The organism is Pantoea sp. BL1 (assembly GCF_000963985.1).
GTDB classification, from domain to species: Bacteria; Pseudomonadota; Gammaproteobacteria; order Enterobacterales; family Enterobacteriaceae; genus Pantoea; species Pantoea rwandensis_B.
Genome location: NZ_JZRH01000030.1, coordinates 52,363 through 69,365, shown reverse-complemented (window position 1 = coordinate 69,365; position 17,003 = coordinate 52,363). Strand labels below are relative to the sequence as shown.

The following is a 17,003-nucleotide window of genomic DNA, read 5'->3' as shown; positions in this document are numbered from 1 at the left end:
GGCTTTTTACAGCAAGGCGAGTTAATTAACCGTTGGCCATGCCTAATCCAACGATGTTGGCCGCGATGATGATCACCACACAACCCAACGACAGCACGCGAACCGGGCGCTGCCCTACTGCTTTCCACTCTTTCAGCACCAGGCCGACTAATCCGCCGCACAGCACATACAGGCTCATGTGCAGCATCCAGCTGACAAAGTCATATTGCGCAGGGATTTTCGCGTGGCCCCAGGCATAGAAGAAGAACTGCAGATACCACATGGTGCCACCGAGCACGGCGAATGCCACGTTGGCCATTAGCATCGGTTTTGCCACTGAAAAATCGCGGCGTACCGACAGTTCCGGTTTGATCGCCAGGCGGATAAAGCAGTAGGCCAGATTCACTAACGCGCCGCCGCCCATGATCACCACATAGCTGGGTAAGGCCACGTACAGCGGATTGATGCCCAGGTTAACTGCCGCTTCATGCATCGGTTTCGCCGCATCCATCGCGAAAGACATCCCGGCTGAGAAGATGCCGCACAGTACCGCCAGCACCAGCCCTTTCTTCAGATTAAACTCTTCTGCATTGATGCCGAGTGCTCGCTCTTTCAACAAACCGGCACGTGAAACGATCGCCACACCCACCAACGCCACCAGTACGCCTAGCAACGTCATTCGTCCGCCCGGCGAGCTGAACAGCTCAACAAAGCGTCCCTGCAACAGCGGAGTCATCAGGGTGCCCACCACGAGCGTGATACCGATGGCGATACCAATGCCCATCGACATGCCGAGATAGCGCATGGTCAGGCCATAGTTAATATTCCCGACGCCCCACATGGCACCAAACAGAAACACCGGCAGCAGTTGCGAGAGGCTAAAACTACCGTAATACGCCCAGAAGTTGGGCAGCAGCACCGCGCTGACCGCCCAGGGCAGAATCAGCCATGACATCACGCCGCCGACTGACCACATTGTTTCCCATGACCACTTTTTTACCTGCTTAAACGGAGCATAAAAACATGCGGCACTGGCGGCACCCACCAGATGCCATAAAATACCGGCAAGAATGGCACTGTTCATTGTTATTCCTTCGTAAGGTTGAGGCCCACAGGAAACTGACAGTTTCCCGATTAGCAGCAGTCTACGGTGCGCAGCTTTTCATCAGCCTTTGGATGGCTGCCGGAAAGCGCGCGGTGCTGGCAAAATTCGGCGGGTCTTCAACATGAGGATCACAAAATTGCATTTGCAGGCATCAATCGGGCTGGTTTTTATAAGTCACTTATTATTGGGGATATTTTTTATTTTTGTTGTGTTGATCGACACAGTTTTTGACTGACTGCCAGCCTGCTGTTTAACATGGCAGTCACACAAAGCCGCCCGATGAGCTTTCCCCGACGTGGCGAATTCCGTATAACGTTGGAAAAATCATCGCAACGAAGGAATGAGATGAATAGCAAAAGGTTGACGCTGCTGTTGTCGCAGCCGGTGAGCCGCGTGATGCTGGATGATATCCGCGCCATTGTGCCGCCTCAGGCGTTGAACGTTTTCATTAATGGATTGGATGAAGAGCGTTACGCCACACTTGACTGCATCCAGAGCGAAGAGAACTGCGCCCTGCTGGCTTCGGCCATCGTGGTGTGGCGTCAACTCGGTCATATTCACCGCATTCGTTATCAGAAAGGCGAACATCTGCGCGAGGTGGATGACGCCAGCCAATTTCAGCTGTTCAGTATGATGAAAACCCATCGCGCCATTGTTCAACTCGCTTAACGATCAGGATATCTATGAAAATCGGATTGCTCTTCCCTATTGCCATCATCATTGCTGGCGTCAGTTTCCTCGCGTGGTTTATCGCCAGCGGCGCGGCGGTGCCGGGTTCCTGATCTTTCTGCATAAAATTTTTTCTTACTAACACGCTGAATACGCGGCATTTCATCAGGAATGCTGCGTCTGTCGTATCGTTCTTCCCTTCTCTGCCATCCCGTCATCCGCTCTGGCACTGACAAAAAGGTGCTACACCTTGATCTGTTTCACTCTCGATTCACACCATGCTAACGAAACCGATCGCGGAGACCCTACAGATGACAACACACCATCAACACTACATTAATGGCGCGTTTGTAAACGATCAGAACGATAAGTGGATTGAGGTCATCAATCCAGCGACTGAAACGCTGCTGTCGCGGGTGCCGCAAGGCACACAGCAAGATGCAGCACAGGCGATTGCAGCGGCAGAAACAGCACAACCTGCCTGGGAAGCATTGCCCGCCGTTGAGCGCGGTAACTGGTTGCGTAAAATTGCTGCTGGTATCCGCCAGCGTGAAGCCGAACTGACGGCCACCATTGTGGCGGAAGGCGGTAAAACTCAGGGGCTGGCGCAGACTGAAGTGCTGTTCACCGCGGATTACCTCGACTACATGGCCGAATGGGCGCGTCGTTATGAAGGTGAAATCGTCAATAGCGATCGCCCAAATGAAAATATCTTCGTGTTCAAGAAAGCCATCGGTGTCACCACCGGCATCTTGCCCTGGAATTTCCCTTTCTTCCTGATTGCGCGTAAAGCCGCTCCGGCGCTGATTACCGGCAACACTATCGCCATCAAACCCAGTGAACTCACCCCTAACAATGCAGCGATTTTTGCGCAGATCATTCATGAGATCGGCCTGCCGAAAGGCGTGATCAATTTCGTGTTTGGCTATGGCCCCGAAGTCGGTCAGGAGATGGCCGCCAACCCGAAGGTCGGTTTAGTGAGCCTGACCGGCAGCGTGGGTGCGGGCATTGCTACGATGCAAGCCGCCGCGAAAAACGTCACCAAGGTGTCGCTGGAACTCGGCGGTAAAGCGCCAGCCATTGTGATGGATGATGCGGACCTGGATCTCGCTGTGAAGGCCATTGTCAGCTCTCGCGTAATCAACACCGGGCAAGTGTGCAACTGTGCGGAACGCGTGTACGTCCAGGAAGGCATTTATGATCGCTTCATCAGCGCACTGACTGCAGCAATGAAACAGGTGAAGTTTGGCAACCCAGCCGAGCAAACTGATATCGACATGGGCCCGCTGATCACCGCCGCCGCACTGGAACGCGTGGAGCAGAAAGTGGCCAAAGCGGTGTCTGAGGGCGGAAAAGTGGTTCTGGGTGGCAAGCGCGTGGGCGATAAAGGATTCTACTTCGAACCGACGATCATTACCGGTGTGCGTCAGGAGATGGAGATCATGCGCGAAGAGATCTTTGGGCCGGTATTACCGGTGATGACCTTTAAAACTCTGGATGAAGCCGTCGCGCTGGCTAACGATTGTGAATATGGCCTGACTTCTTCGATCTACACGCAAAATCTGAACACGGCGATGATTGCGTTGCGTCAGTTGAAGTTTGGTGAGACCTACATCAACCGCGAGAACTTCGAGGCGATGCAAGGGTTCCATGCGGGTTGGCGCAAATCGGGTATCGGTGGTGCAGATGGACGTCATGGACTGGAAGAGTATCTGCAAACCCACGTGGCCTATTTGCAGTTTTCCTGAGTGAAGTACCTGGCTGGATAAGCTGCCAGCCAGGCATTGCCATGAGGTGAACTGCACCAGGAATGGCGGCTTTTGAAGGCTGCGCAATGGCACGCGCAGCCACACTTCTTCTTCACTATTTAAGCTGTTCGCTTTCAGGTACGGCGCAACTCAATCGTCTTTACGCGATGCGCTTCTGACTGCGCAGTAAGGCTAATCCACTCAGTACCGACATCGCCATCAGGTAATAGCCTGGCGCGAGGCTGGTGCCAGTGGCACTGATCAACAGCGTACAAATCAGCGGTGCAAAACCACCAAACACCGTCACCGCGACGTTATAGCTGATCGCCATCCCGCTGGCGCGAGTACCAATGGGGAACAGGTCGGCCATCACTGAAGGGACCGTCGAGAAATAGATCGATTTCAGCAACGCCATCCAGCACACCAGAATGATCAAGGTGGTCGGCGTGGTGTGATTCACCACCAGCTTAAACGCCGGATAAATGGTGACGATTAGCATGATCAGCGAGCCCCACATCAACGGCACGCGGCCCACGCGCTCCGCTAACAGCCCCATCAGCGGCGTCACCACCGTCAGGATCACCCCTGCCAGCAACGTCGCGGTGAACGCGGCAGAACCCGGCAGATGCAGGTTTTTGGTAGCGTAAGTTGGCACGTAGTTGAGCATGTAGTTCACGGCGGTGGAGATCACCATCAGGCCAATCGCCAGCAGCATCAGCTCTTTTTGACGACCAAACAGACGCTTGAGCGGAGCGGCCTCAGGCGCTTGCGCTTCAAAACTGGCAGGCTCATGCACATGACGGCGGATATAGATGCCCAATGGGCCAATCAGCAGCCCGAAGGCAAACGGGATACGCCATCCCCAATCCTGAATCTGACTTTCCGTGAGGATCTGCGTCAGTCCCAGACCAAACGCCGAGGCCAGCAAGGTACTTGCGCCCTGGGTGGCAAACTGCCAGCTGGCGATAAACGCCCTGCGCTCCGGGAAATGCTCGACCAGAAACGCTGTCGAGCTACCGAATTCACCCCCCGCCGAGAAGCCCTGCACCAGACGCGCCAGTAAAATCAGCAGCGGCGCTATCAGGCCAATGCTGGCGTAACCAGGCATAAAGGTGATGACCGCGCCACCCAACATCATCAGGTTGATCGACAGCAGCAGCGCCTTTTTACGCCCGTGGCGATCGGCATAGTTGCCGAGCACAATCGCGCCCAGCGGACGGATCAGGAACGAGACGCCGAAGCTGCCAAAGGTCAGCAGCAAGGAGACGGAGGGATCGCTGGTAGGGAAGAACGCATGGGCAATGTAGCTGGCAAAGAAGCCATACACCGCAATATCAAACCACTCCAGCGCATTGCCGATACAGGTGGCAAACAGCGTTTTATGCAGATTCGGTTTGGTGCTGCTCAATGGGGCAGCTGTGTTAAGCGTGCTCATGCAGCACCTCCCGCGTGCTGACGGTGTTTAGCCACCAGCTCGCTACCTTGCTCGCCGAGATCCCACAGCAGGCGTGTCATAATTTGCAGACCTTCACGCGCAATCGACTTCAGCATATGTTCGTTGACGCCATGCTGACCGCAGGCCGGGTAAGAGTGCGGCACCCACAATGTCGGCAGTCCGAGAATGTCAGAGAACACTTCGTTCGGCAGTGAGCCGCCGAGATTCGGCAGCAACGCCGGTTTTTTGCCGCTGGTCTCTGCCATGCTCGCCAGCACCCAATCCACCAGCGGATCGGTAGGATCGAGTCGCGTGGCCGGTGACCCGCGCATAAACTCCACTTTCACGTAGTCAAAACCGTGCTGCGCCAGATGCTCGCTCACATGCTGGGCCAGGTTTTCCCAATCGGTGCCGACCACAAAGCGCAGTTGGCACACCGCCGTGGCTTCACCGGGAATCGCATTCATCGGACGTGCCGGATTGCCCGTCAGGAATGCGAGGACTTCCAGCGTATTCCAGCCGTAGAGTCTTTCTGTCGGAGAGAGCGCCGGCTCGCCCCAGGCGGTATCAATCTCGGGATCCCCTGGCATCCCGCCCACTTCGATGTCGCTGAGGATGTCGCGCACTTGTTGAGTGAGAGAGTCAGGTTTCAGCGCCTCAACCTGCAGCACGCCCTTTTCGTTCACGAGGCAAGCAATGGCGTTGGCTAACTGAGTGCCTGGATTGGTCAATAAGCCGCCCCAGTTACCGGAGTGATAGGCGTTGTCACGCGCGGTAACGGTGAGTCGGAAGTTCACCGCCCCCCGGGAGCCAAGGAACAGGGTTGGGCGCACCGCATTGAGACGCGGGCCGTCAGAAGCGATAAACAGATCGGCTTTCAGCAGTTCAGCATGATGCTGACACAGCTGAGCCAGACCCGGCGAGCTGATCTCCTCACCCATCTCAAACAGCATTTTGCAGTTGAAACCGAACCGTCCACCGCGTGCCTTGAACACCTGTTCGAGTGCTGCGAGGTTCACGCAGTGCTGGCCTTTATTATCCGCGCTGCCACGGGCGTACCAGCGGTCGCCCTCTTCCACCAACTGCCACGGCGATAACCCCTCACGCCAGTTTTCGTCGTCACCGAACACCACATCGCCATGTCCGTAACTCAACAAGGTCGGCAGTGCCGGATCTTCGATGCGTACCGCCACCAGGAATGGGCGATGGGCGGCTTCAGGGTTGTCGATAAAATGTAAGGTGAAGCCCAGCGCGATGAGCTGTGGGCCAATCTCATCCTGCAGGTAACGCTGTAATTCGTTGTCGCGATCCTGGCGCTGGCTTTCGGTGCGTTGCGCCACACGTCGAGCCAATGTTTCCTGAAATTCCCCGCTGTCGAACCAGGCGGTGGCTTGTTGTACCGCTTGTTGTGCTGTCATGTTTGCATGTCTTTTATTGGTATTTTGGTTTTGTCATCTTTGCGGAAACCTTGCTTTGCCACAATTATCAATTTATCGAGTATGATTTGCTTTTTTGGCAAAGCTCCGCTGCCCGATTTCGAGGCATGCACCAGTATGAGGCATCCGCATGATAAGCAATGAAATCCGCTATTTCCTGGCCGTTGCCAATACCGGTTCGCTCAGCGCGGCCAGTGAACAGCTGTTTGTGGCGGTGTCTGCCATCAGCAGACAAATTCAGCGACTGGAAAACCAGGTGGGCGTGCCCCTGTTTGACCGGCATGCGCGCGGGATGGTGCTGAATGAAGCCGGTGAAATTTACGCCCATCACGTACGCAAAACGATGCTGGAGATGGAGTACGCGCTGGCAGAAATTAAGGGGCTGAAGGCCGTGCGACGCACCCTGATTCGCGTGGCCTGTACCGATGGATTAGCCTTTACGCTGCTGCCGCGCATGATTGCCGCCTTCCGTGAGGATAATCCCGGCGTGCTGTTTGATATCAAAGTGGCAAGTACGCAAGGTGTCGCTGAACTGCTGCGCAGCGGCGAGTGCGATTTGGCACTGCAATTCAGCCTGCACGCTGAACGCGGCGTGGAAGTCATCGGTTCCTGGCCCGCCCCGGTGCTGCTGGTGATGCATCAGAGCCATCCGCTGGCCAGCGCCGCACACGTGACCCTGAACGATGTCAGCCACTATCCGCTGGCTTTGCCACAGCAAAACACCACCGTGCGCCAGCTGTTTGAGTTGGCAAGTCATATGAGCGGCAATCTGATTGAACCGGTGATCACCTGCGATACCTTTTCAACGCTGTTCCACTTTCTGTTGCGCACACCGCTGGCCCTGACCATTTGCAGTGCCTTTACTGTGTTACAGGAAGCGGAAACGCATGGCTTGATATTGCGCTCGGTGGGGATCGATCAATTGAGTCAGCGCAACTTGCAGTTACAGGCGCAATCAGGGCGACCTCGCAGTGCCGCCCTGAATGTGTTTATGACGTTTTTACTGCAGCAAATGAACGCGCTGGAGGAGCCATTGCGTCAACGCTGGAAGCCTTGATACGCCACGCGCGCTCAACACAATGTGCCGCCTTTTAGCGGCACTTGCCCGTCATCAGTTCTTAATATCGACCGGATAGAAAATGTGTTTACCAAACGGATCGACGGTATATCCGCTCACCGTTTTGCGCACCGGCTCGAAAATCGTTGAATGGGCGATCATCACCGCAGGCATTTGATCGTGCATGATCTGCTGTGCTTCACGATACAGCGTGACGCGCTTGTCGTGATTTTGCTCCGCGCGCGCTTCAGTAATGATCTTCTCGAACGGCTGATAGCACCATTTGGAGGAGTTGGAGCCGCCATTGGCCGAGGTGCAACTGTAGAGCGGGCCAAAGAAGTTATCCGGATCGCCCGTCGCCGTGGTCCAGCCCATCAGCGCCGCCTGATGCTCGCCGCCCTTCACGCGCTTCAGGTATTCACCCCACTCATAACTGACGATATTGGCTTTAATGCCCACCTGCGCCCAATCGGCCTGAATCATCTCCGCCATTCGTCGCGCGTTTGGATTATAAGGGCGCTGCACCGGCATCGCCCACAGCGCGATTTCAGTGCCGGGTTTAATGCCTGCTTCCTGTAGCAGCGCTTTGGCTTTCTGCGGATCATAATCGTAATCCTTCAGATCCTTATCTGCACTCCAGACATCCGGCGGCAGAATATTTTTCGCCACCGTGCCAGTGCCTTTGAATATCGCGTCAATAATCGCCTGCTTGTTGATGGCCATCGCCAGTGCCTGGCGGACTTTCACGTTATCCAACGGCGCTTTGGTGGTATTGAACGACAGGAAACCGGTGTTGAGCCCCGACTTCTGCTCCAGCGTCAGATCCGGGTTGCTGCGCATTTTTTCCAGATCGGCAGGATTCGGGAACGGCATCACCTGACACTCGTTTTTCTCCAGCTTGGCATAGCGCACCGAGGCGTCCGGGGTGATGGAGAAGACAATGCGATCCAGTTTCGCTTTACCCTGCCAGTAATCCGGGAAGGCTTTGTAGAGGATGCGTGAGTCTTTTTGATATTGCACCAGCTCAAAGGGACCGGTGCCGATCGGCTCCATGTCGACTTTCTCTGGTGTGCCCGCTTTTAGCATCTGATCGGCATATTCCGCAGAGTGAATGGAGGCGAAGTACCAGGCCAAATCTGCGAGGAACGGCGCTTCCGCATGCGCCAGCGTGATGCGCACCGTATTGTCATCCACCTTCTCTATATTCTTGATCAGCTTCGCCAGTTCCAGGCTATCGAAATTGCTGTAGTTGCCACCGGAGACGTTGTGGTAGGGATTTTTGGCATCCATCTGACGCATAAACGAGAAGATCACGTCATCGGCATTCAGGTCGCGAGAAGGTTTAAACAGTTTGTTGCTCTGGAATTTAACCCCTTTGCGTAAGTGAAACGTGTAAACCGTGCCGTCCGGGCTGATATCCCAGCTTTCAGCCAGACTTGGCACCAGTTCCGTGGTGCCGGGCTTGAAGTCCACCAAACGGTTGAAAATAGGCACTGCGCTGGCATCAACGCTGGTACCTGAAGTGTAAAGTTGCGGATTGAAATTCTCAGGCGAACCTTCAGAACAGTAAACCAGCGTTTTTGCCGATACCCCGCCTGCCACCGCTAAACACAACGCACTGAGTGTGAACTTTGCCATCATCTTTTTCATTGTGATCCTCGTTTTTGTTGACTTCCATGAGCCCGCATCGGTATTTATTGATAAATAACACGATTTATCCGAGGTGTGTAATGCACATCGCGCAAAGCTAATAAGGAAATGTGATGACAGACCAACTCGCTCGCCAACTGACCCAACGTTTTTACCGTTATCTGGCGGTTTCCAGCCAGAGCGATGCCAAATCCACCACGCTGCCCAGCACCCCTTCACAACATGCGATGGCGGAGCTGCTAGCGCAGGAACTGCGTGAGTTTGGGCTGCAGGATATCGTCATCGATCAGCATGCGACGGTGACGGCGGTGAAACCGGGCAATCGACCAGATGCACCACGCATCGGCTTTATTACCCATATCGACACGGTGGACGTGGGTTTGTCAGCGGATATCCACCCGCAAACCCTGACGTTTAACGGCGATGATTTGTGTCTGAACACGCAGCAGGATATTTGGCTGCGCGTAGCGGAACACCCGGAGATTGCGCCCTATCACGGTCAGGAGATCATCTTTAGCGATGGCACCAGCGTGCTCGGCGCCGACAATAAAGCAGCGGTGACGGTGGTGATGACGTTGATGGAGAATCTGAAAGGCGATCATGGCGACATCGTGGTGGCATTTGTACCGGATGAGGAAATTGGGCTGCGCGGTGCCAAAGCGCTGGATTTGGACACTCGCTTTAATGTCGATTTTGCCTGGACTATCGATTGCTGTGAGCTGGGCGAAGTGGTGTATGAGAACTTTAATGCGGCGGCGGCGGAACTGGTGTTTACCGGCGTGCCGGCGCATCCGATGTCCGGCAAAGGCGTGCTGGTTAATCCACTGCTGATGGCGCACGACTTCATCTCACGTTTCGATCGCCTGGCCACGCCAGAGCATACCGAAGGACGTGAAGGCTATATCTGGTTTAACGATATCAATGCCAATGCCAGCCGTGCGGTGCTGAAGGCATCGATTCGCGACTTTGATTTACTGGGTTTCGATCAGAAAAAACAGCAGTTGGTGGAAGTCGCAGATGAGATCGCCGCGCTTAACCCCACCGGGCATGTTTCACTCACCATTAACGACACCTACAGCAACATCAGTAATGCCATTGGGGAAGATCGTCGTGCAATTAACTTGATATTTGCGGCGCTCGAACAAGTGGGTGTGGAGCCGAAAGTCATCCCGATGCGCGGCGGCACAGACGGTGCGGCTTTATCGGCAAAAGGATTGCTGACACCGAACTTCTTTACCGGCGCACACAATTTCCATTCACGCTTCGAGTTTTTACCAGTGCCGTCGTTTGTGAAATCGTATCAGGTAGCCGAAGCGCTGTGTTATCTGGCGGCGAAATAAGCCCGATCCTTACCGGCAGATCTTAACGCTGTCAGCGGCCCGGCAACCGCTGAGAGGCGATGCCACCGACTCCGACGTAAACGAAAAAGGCTGCCATGAGTGAACAATGGCAGCCTTAATTTAATCCGGTTTTAACGGAGCAGCGCGCCAGTATGGCGCTTGATGTTATTTCGCAGCGGTCACATCAATGCCAGGGAAGAATTTCGCCGCCAGCTTGGTGATGGTGCCGTCAGCCTGCACTTTTGTGATAGCCGCATCCAGTTCACCTTTCAGCTTGGCATCACCTTTACGCAGACCAAAACCGATACCTGAACCGAGGATGGTGTCATCTTCAACCGGCTTGCCGACAAACGCGAAACCTTTGCCCTGTGGCTTATCAAGGAAACCAGACTGGCCTGCAGCAGACATCACCAGCGTGCCATCAAGGCGGCCCGCGACCATGTCGTTATAAACCTGGTTCTGGTCCTGATAAGAGGTCACGGTCACACCCTGCGGCTCCCAGTGCTTCTTAGCGTAAGTTTCCTGGATAGAACCCTGCAACACACCGATGTTTTTGCCTTTCAGCGACTCGGCAGTTGGCAGCAACTTCTCACCCGCTTTGACGATCAGCATGGTGGGAATGCGGTAGATAGGTTTGGTGAAATCGATGCTTTTAGCACGCGCTTCGGTGATATTCATCGCCGAGTTGATCGCATCAAACTTTTTCGCCTGCAGTGCCGGGATCAGCGCATCAAAGCTGCTTTCCACCCACTTACAGTCAAAGTTACCGACCTGGCAAATCGCTTTGCCCAGTTCGATATCAAAACCTTCCAGCTCGCCCTGTGCGTTGCGGCTTTCAAACGGCGGATATTGTGACTCCAGACCGTAGCGTAAGGTTTCCTGTGCCAGTGCGTGTGCTGAGGTCAGCATACCCAGCGCCACAAACAGTGCGTTTAATTTTTTCATTATTCTTCCCCTAATTACCCTTTAACACGGCACAGCGCTTCCGCGCCAGCCTGCAGTGTTGCGTCGTCTTTCGCGAATGACAGGCGAATTAATTTATTGTCAGTGCCGTCCATATAAAACGCCGACAACGGAATGGTGGCCACACCATGATCGACGATGAGACGTTTTACCATTTCACTGTCGCTTTCGTCACTGAAATGTCCGTAACTGGCCAACATAAAGAAGGATCCCGCGCTCGGCAGCAGCTTAAACGGCGAATCTTGCATCAATGACAGCAGACGATCGCGTTTTTCCTGATAGAACGGTGACAGCTGCAGGTAGTTTTGCGGATTCTGCAGATAGTGCGCAAAACCCACCTGCATCGGTGTATCGGCGGCGTACATCATGAACTGATGCACCTTTACAATCTCTTCCATCAGCGCGGCCGGTGCCAACGCGTAACCCACACGCCAGCCGGTGACGTGGAACGTTTTGCCAAAAGAGGAAACGATCACGCTGCGTTGCGCCAGTTCCGGATGGGTAGCCATGCCGCAGTGGGCACGACCATCAAACAGAATGTGTTCGTAGACTTCGTCGGACAGCACCACGATATCCGTGTTGCAGGTCAAGGCTGCCAACTGTTCCAGGTCGGCTGGCGTCAGCACCTGTGCACTCGGATTGTGCGGGGTGTTGATAATGATCATGCGGGTGCGCGGCGTGATGGTGGCACGCAGCTCATCCCAGTTAATCGCAAAATCCGGCACCTGCAATTTCAGGCCAATCGGGGTTGCTCCCTGCAAACGTACCACTGGCGCATAGCTGTCGAACGCCGGCTCGAAGAAAATCACTTCGTCGCCAGGGTGCACCAGCGCAGAAATTGCCATGTAAATTCCCTGGCTAGCGCTGCCGGTGATCAACACTTCGCTACCCGCATCGTAGCGCTGGCCATAAAGCGTCTCGACTTTTTCGGCCAGCGCTTCACGCAGCGCGGGTAAACCGGTAAGAGAGGCATATTGGTTATGACCTTCGCGCATGGCTTTAGTGACCAGCTCCACCAGATGCGGATCGCATGGAAAATTCGGCGCGCCCTGCGACAGGTTGATGGCTTTATGTTGTGCCGATAGCTGGCCGATGACGCTGAAAATCGTCGTGCCGACATCGGGCTGTTTGGAAGAGATGTTAACACTGCTATTCAAGGTCATCGTTGCTCCACAAGGTTGCATAACCACGTAAGGAAAGTAGATTTCTATTCAACGGCGTGACGCTTGAGTCGACAAGCGAATTGTTGTCATAATAGCCATGATTAAAAATCATAGCTTGAGGTCATTATGTCCCGCTCTGCACTACCGCTAAATGCCATCCATGCATTTCTGGTCACTGCACGTCATCTCAATCTGACGCGCGCGGCCAGTGAGTTGTGCATTACGCAGGGGGCGGTGAGCCGTAAAATCGCTACGCTGGAAAGCTGGCTGGGATTTCCGTTGTTTGCCCGTCATGCGCGCGGTCTGCATCTCACCGAACAAGGTGCGACATTGTTGCCCGAACTGCAGCAAGGTTACGCCATGCTGGTGAACGCGACAGAGAAAGCCAGCCGCAGCAATGCCTCGATTCGGTTGAAAGCACCGACCTGTGCCATGCGCTGGCTGGTGCCGCGTTTGGTGGCACTGGAGCAACAGCGGCCAGAAATCCACGTGGCGCTCACCACCACGCTGGATCACGCTTCACAGTTGGAAAATTTTGATGCGGCGATTGTGTTTGGCACGCCCCCTGCTGGTTCCATTCGTTTATTTGATGAGCGATTGACGCCGGTTTTGGGCAGTAACGTCACGCCGCCCGTGAGCATCAGCGATTTGGCGAGGTTTACTTTTTTGCATCCCACCAATGATGCTCGCGACTGGCAAATGTGGCTGGCGGATCAAGCGGCGAAGGTGCCGATGGCACGCAATCAGCACTTTGCCACCATGGATCTTGCCATCAGCGCGGCAATTCAGGGCTTTGGTGCCACGGTGGCGGATGTGACACTGGTGCAAAATGATTTGGCGAATGGTCGCTTGATTGCCCCGTTTGCCAACAGCGTGGCCACCGGGGCAGCGTACAGCCTTTTACAGTGTGCAGAACAGGATGCGCCACCGTTCCTGCCGGATCTGGTGGCGTGGTTGTGTCAGCCTCAGAATGAAACCCACTCATCGGCGCTGGCCGACTTCGATTGAGCGACGGGCGTACTGGTTAGCAGCGGCCGGCGCAGAACGGTGCTGGCTGGCGCGGCCTGAGCTTTGCCTGACGGCGCACTGTCCGACAGACGGAATTTCGCGACAGAAGCCTGCAACTCTTCCGTTTGACGCTCCAGCGCACTGGCCGCCGCAGAAACCTGCTCCACCAGCGAGGCGTTTTGCTGGGTCACGCTGTCCATTTCCGTGACGGCGGTGCCGACCTGCGAAATGCCCTTGCTCTGCTCTTCGGAAGCGGCCGCGATATGCTTCATGATCTCATTCACATCCTGTACCGACTTCAGAATATCGTTCATGGTGCTGCCCGCGCTGCTGACCAACGCAGAGCCTTTATCAACACGCTGGACGGAATCTTCAATCAGCGTGGCGATCTCTTTCGCCGCACCCGCACTGCGCTGTGCCAGATTACGTACTTCACTGGCCACTACCGCGAAACCACGACCTTGTTCGCCCGCACGCGCAGCTTCAACGGCGGCGTTAAGGGCCAGGATGTTGGTCTGGAAAGCAATGCTGTTGATCACGTTGGTGATCTCAGCGATTTTCTTCGAACTGCCGGAAATGCCCTGCATGGTGGTGACCACTTCCCCCACCAGACGGCCGCCCTGCTGTGCGGTGCCGGTGGCCGTTTCTGCCAGCGAGCTGGCCTGACGGGCGTTGTCGGCGTTGAATTTCACCGTTGCCGTGAGCTGCTCCATGCTGGCTGCCGTTTGCTCCAGCGCAGCTGCTTGCTCTTCAGTGCGTGAGGAGAGATCGTTATTACCGGATGAAATTTCTGCCGCCCCGCGATAGATATTCTCTGTTCCACTGCGAATGGCGCTCACTGCTTCACGCAGGCTGTCCTGCATCGCACGCAACAGCGGCACCAGTTTGCCGACGCAGTTGCGACCAAAATCCTCTACTGGCTGGCTGAGATCGCCCTGCGCAATCACCGCGAAATGGTTGCGCACGCGCTCCAGCGGTTTCACCAGCATCGCCACCAGATAACGGTCGGTGAACAACAGAATGACAAGGCCGAACACCACGGCAACCAGAATAATCACCTTGGTAATATTGGTGAGTTTATCGACGGTGACACGGGTTTCATCCAGCTTAATGCCTGCGGCTTTGTTGAACGCTTCCGCGCTGGTGCCAAAGGCGCGGCTCAGGGCGGGCGTCACGTTATTGGCCTGTGTGCGGTAAGCTTCAACGGTGCTCTGCTGTGCCAGCGACACCTGCGGCGCAATCCCCTCATCCAGCAATTTCTGCCAGCTGGCGATAACGCTGTTAACCGTTTCACTGTCCATCGGGCCGGGTGCCATCGCTTTGAATTGCACCAGCTGCGCTTTCATACTCTCCAGCGCCTGTTGCACCGGTGCGAATGCCTCCGCGCTCACTGCAGCACCCGATGCACGACCTTCCATCACGCGGGATAGACGCGTCACCACACGAAAATATTGATCGTTGCCTTTACTCAGTACCGTCATCTGATTAACCAGCTCACGGTCTATCTCATTCCCTTCGCCGAGGGCATTGAGAGAATGCACGCTAAATAATCCGACACCGCACCACAGCAGGCAAAACAGCCCGAGAATAGTCAGCATGACGGCGCGAATAGTGAAGTTTTTTAAGATTCCCATACATAATCCCTTGGTGTGAAACGCGTAGGAGGCCCGATAAAATCGGGCATATTGCGTTTATCGGCAGTGGATTGGGAAAATGTAACGGTTTAATAAGCTAATTAATTGCTGTCTGCTTAAGAGGGATGGCTGCCATTGTTATCATTAATCAATCAGTTAACGCGTTATTTGCCTTAAGGATTCATTTGCGCAATTTCACTATTAGCCTGCTCATCAAAGCTTAACGTGGCTGCGCATCATGAGACGAAACAAACGCAGACGCCCACGCATAAAACGCGACTTCAATACCGCTTGCGGTTTACCCTGATCACCGAGGGCGAGTGTCAGATCTTCACGGGGACGCCACACCGGCCAGTCGATTTGGCCCTGCAACTGATAGCTAAACTCACTGGCATCCCGGGCGAAAGTCACCCAATAGGTACTGACCATATCGGCAAAGCGCTTATCTGCGGCAGTGTAATCCCGCTCAGGCAGCGGTTTAAGCGAGGTCAGCGTGTTGAATACATAGGGGATTTCGTTGCCGTGCCAGGTGCCATGTGGATAGAGGTCGCGGGCATTCTCTGACACATAGTCGAACCAATATCGCCAGGCAGGCATGCCAATACTGTGTTGAGACTGCGCCACCAGTAATGGGATCACAGTAAACGCCATGTCTCGCGCCACTGACCGGCCCAGTAAGGTATCGTCGTGAATATCGTATAGCCATTTCATCAGGCCATAGCTCAGGCGATTTTTGCGACGAATTTGCTGTAACACCGTTGCAGGATCCACACCAAAATAATCCAGTACGCTGGCTTCATCGCTGTTACTTCCCACCATCAACGGCACCCGATGCTGTTTACCGGCCATAAAGGTTTCGAGCATCGGTTTGGGGAGCACCGCATCACCGCTGATTTCCACCGGACCTAATCCCAGTGGACGTTGCAGCGGCCAGAATTGATCGGCAGGTAACTGACGAAGCTGTTCAGCAGAGGCGTGATCCGGCAGGCCAAAATGCGCGGCAACCTGTTTACCGATCTGTTGCGCCCTCCTGCGCGGCACATCCGGCAGGCTGTATGCACTCTGGACAATGCCTTTGTGGAACAGCCCTTCAGCCAGCGGAGAACAGCACAAAGACAACACACTGCGCGCACCCGATGATTCTCCAAACAGCGTGATATTGTGGCGATCACCGCCAAAGGCAGGAATATTGCGTTGAACCCATTGCAGCGCAGCGATTTGATCCAGCAAGGCAAAGTTATTCACCACCGCTTCTTGCGGGTATTCAGCATCCAGCGCCGGATGGGCGAAAAAGCCAAAGTGGCCAAGACGATAATTGAGCGTGACCACGACGACGCCCTGCGCGGCTAAGGCTTTGCCACGATAGGGATCAAGACTACCTGCGCCGATGGTGAAGCCCCCGCCGTGCAGCCACACCATCACCGGCAAGGGACGGGAGGGCTCAACGTCTGGTGTCCAGATATTCAGGTACAGACAATCCTCATTGAACCGACCCGGATCGCCGCCACCCACTGCCATGCAATAATCCCGGTTTTGCCAACTGGCATCCCCCCATTGCGTGGCTTCACGTACTTCTTGCCAGGGCGCAACCGGCTGTGGCGGACGCCAGCGCAGTGCGCCCACGGGCGGTGCGGCGTAAGGTATTCCCTTGAAGACAAAAAGATCATCGTCAATCAGGCCTCTGAGCTCACCCTCTGCGGTCATGATCCTCAGACGTCGTTCGTTTTTCATCTCGGGTTCCCAGATCAAGCTTGGTTCCATTATTTGCAGGCCTTGAGCGAATGTCCATGTTCTGAAAGCATTTGCAGATTAAGCC

General features: G+C 54.9%; 14 protein-coding genes. 6 read left to right on the top strand and 8 right to left on the bottom strand.

What is annotated here, in order from left to right:
- Positions 1-25: 25 nt before the first annotated feature.
- Positions 26-1,063 carry an L-rhamnose/proton symporter RhaT gene (rhaT, locus tag VH86_RS14800; RefSeq protein WP_045833361.1) on the bottom strand — a complete coding sequence of 346 codons (1,038 nt, stop codon included), beginning with the start codon at positions 1,061-1,063 and terminating at the stop codon, positions 26-28.
- Positions 1,064-1,429: 366 nt separating this feature from the next.
- Between rhaT and VH86_RS14795 the strand changes: the two genes are divergently transcribed.
- From VH86_RS14795 to aldA, 3 genes are all read left to right on the top strand, one after another.
- Positions 1,430-1,753, top strand: coding sequence for a hypothetical protein (locus VH86_RS14795; RefSeq protein WP_038646873.1), 324 nt, complete (start codon positions 1,430-1,432; stop codon positions 1,751-1,753).
- A gap of 14 nt (positions 1,754-1,767) precedes the next feature.
- On the top strand, positions 1,768-1,866 hold the full coding sequence (locus tag VH86_RS25765) for a YoaK family small membrane protein (RefSeq protein ID WP_141399000.1): 99 nt from the start codon (positions 1,768-1,770) through the stop codon (positions 1,864-1,866).
- A gap of 198 nt (positions 1,867-2,064) precedes the next feature.
- Positions 2,065-3,501, top strand: coding sequence for an aldehyde dehydrogenase (gene aldA / locus VH86_RS14790; protein WP_045833360.1), 1,437 nt, complete (start codon positions 2,065-2,067; stop codon positions 3,499-3,501).
- Between the two features lie 160 nt (positions 3,502-3,661).
- Here aldA and VH86_RS14785 read toward each other — a convergent pair whose 3' ends face one another.
- Together VH86_RS14785 and VH86_RS14780 are read right to left on the bottom strand one after the other, a co-directional pair.
- Positions 3,662-4,936: an MFS transporter gene (locus VH86_RS14785; protein ID WP_045814217.1), complete on the bottom strand. Its 1,275-nt coding sequence runs from the start codon at positions 4,934-4,936 to the stop codon at positions 3,662-3,664.
- Positions 4,933-6,354 carry a M20 family metallopeptidase gene (locus tag VH86_RS14780; protein ID WP_045833359.1) on the bottom strand — a complete coding sequence of 474 codons (1,422 nt, stop codon included), beginning with the start codon at positions 6,352-6,354 and terminating at the stop codon, positions 4,933-4,935. The genes VH86_RS14785 and VH86_RS14780 overlap by 4 nt, the downstream gene beginning before the upstream one ends.
- A 148-nt stretch (positions 6,355-6,502) precedes the next feature.
- Here VH86_RS14780 and VH86_RS14775 point away from each other — a divergent pair, with 148 nt between their 5' ends.
- A complete protein-coding gene (locus VH86_RS14775) occupies positions 6,503-7,429 on the top strand; it encodes a LysR family transcriptional regulator (RefSeq protein WP_038646865.1) in 927 nt (308 codons plus the stop codon).
- A 54-nt stretch (positions 7,430-7,483) separates the two neighbouring features.
- On the opposite strand, the gene VH86_RS14770 is transcribed toward VH86_RS14775, so the two are convergent.
- Positions 7,484-9,079 (bottom strand): ABC transporter substrate-binding protein, encoded by a 1,596-nt coding sequence (locus tag VH86_RS14770; protein ID WP_045833358.1) that lies wholly within the window; start codon positions 9,077-9,079, stop codon positions 7,484-7,486.
- A gap of 113 nt (positions 9,080-9,192) precedes the next feature.
- Between VH86_RS14770 and pepT the strand changes: the two genes are divergently transcribed.
- Complete coding sequence (gene pepT / locus VH86_RS14765; protein WP_045833357.1) at positions 9,193-10,419, top strand: peptidase T; 1,227 nt, start codon at positions 9,193-9,195, stop codon at positions 10,417-10,419.
- 165 nt (positions 10,420-10,584) lie between these two features.
- Here pepT and VH86_RS14760 read toward each other — a convergent pair whose 3' ends face one another.
- On the bottom strand, positions 10,585-11,364 hold the full coding sequence (locus VH86_RS14760) for a transporter substrate-binding domain-containing protein (RefSeq protein WP_045833356.1): 780 nt from the start codon (positions 11,362-11,364) through the stop codon (positions 10,585-10,587).
- A 14-nt stretch (positions 11,365-11,378) separates the two neighbouring features.
- A complete protein-coding gene (locus tag VH86_RS14755) occupies positions 11,379-12,545 on the bottom strand; it encodes a methionine aminotransferase (protein ID WP_045833355.1) in 1,167 nt (388 codons plus the stop codon).
- Between the two features lie 126 nt (positions 12,546-12,671).
- On the opposite strand from VH86_RS14755, the gene VH86_RS14750 reads away from it, so the two are divergent.
- Positions 12,672-13,553, top strand: a complete 882-nt coding sequence (locus VH86_RS14750; RefSeq protein ID WP_045833354.1) for a LysR substrate-binding domain-containing protein — start codon at positions 12,672-12,674, stop codon at positions 13,551-13,553.
- On the opposite strand, the gene VH86_RS14745 is transcribed toward VH86_RS14750, so the two are convergent.
- Both VH86_RS14745 and VH86_RS14740 read right to left on the bottom strand, forming a co-directional pair.
- Positions 13,511-15,187: a methyl-accepting chemotaxis protein gene (locus VH86_RS14745; RefSeq protein WP_045833353.1), complete on the bottom strand. Its 1,677-nt coding sequence runs from the start codon at positions 15,185-15,187 to the stop codon at positions 13,511-13,513. The genes VH86_RS14750 and VH86_RS14745 overlap by 43 nt on opposite strands.
- 213 nt (positions 15,188-15,400) lie before the next feature.
- Positions 15,401-16,918 (bottom strand): carboxylesterase/lipase family protein, encoded by a 1,518-nt coding sequence (locus tag VH86_RS14740; protein WP_045833438.1) that lies wholly within the window; start codon positions 16,916-16,918, stop codon positions 15,401-15,403.
- Between the last annotated feature and the right edge of the window lie 85 nt (positions 16,919-17,003).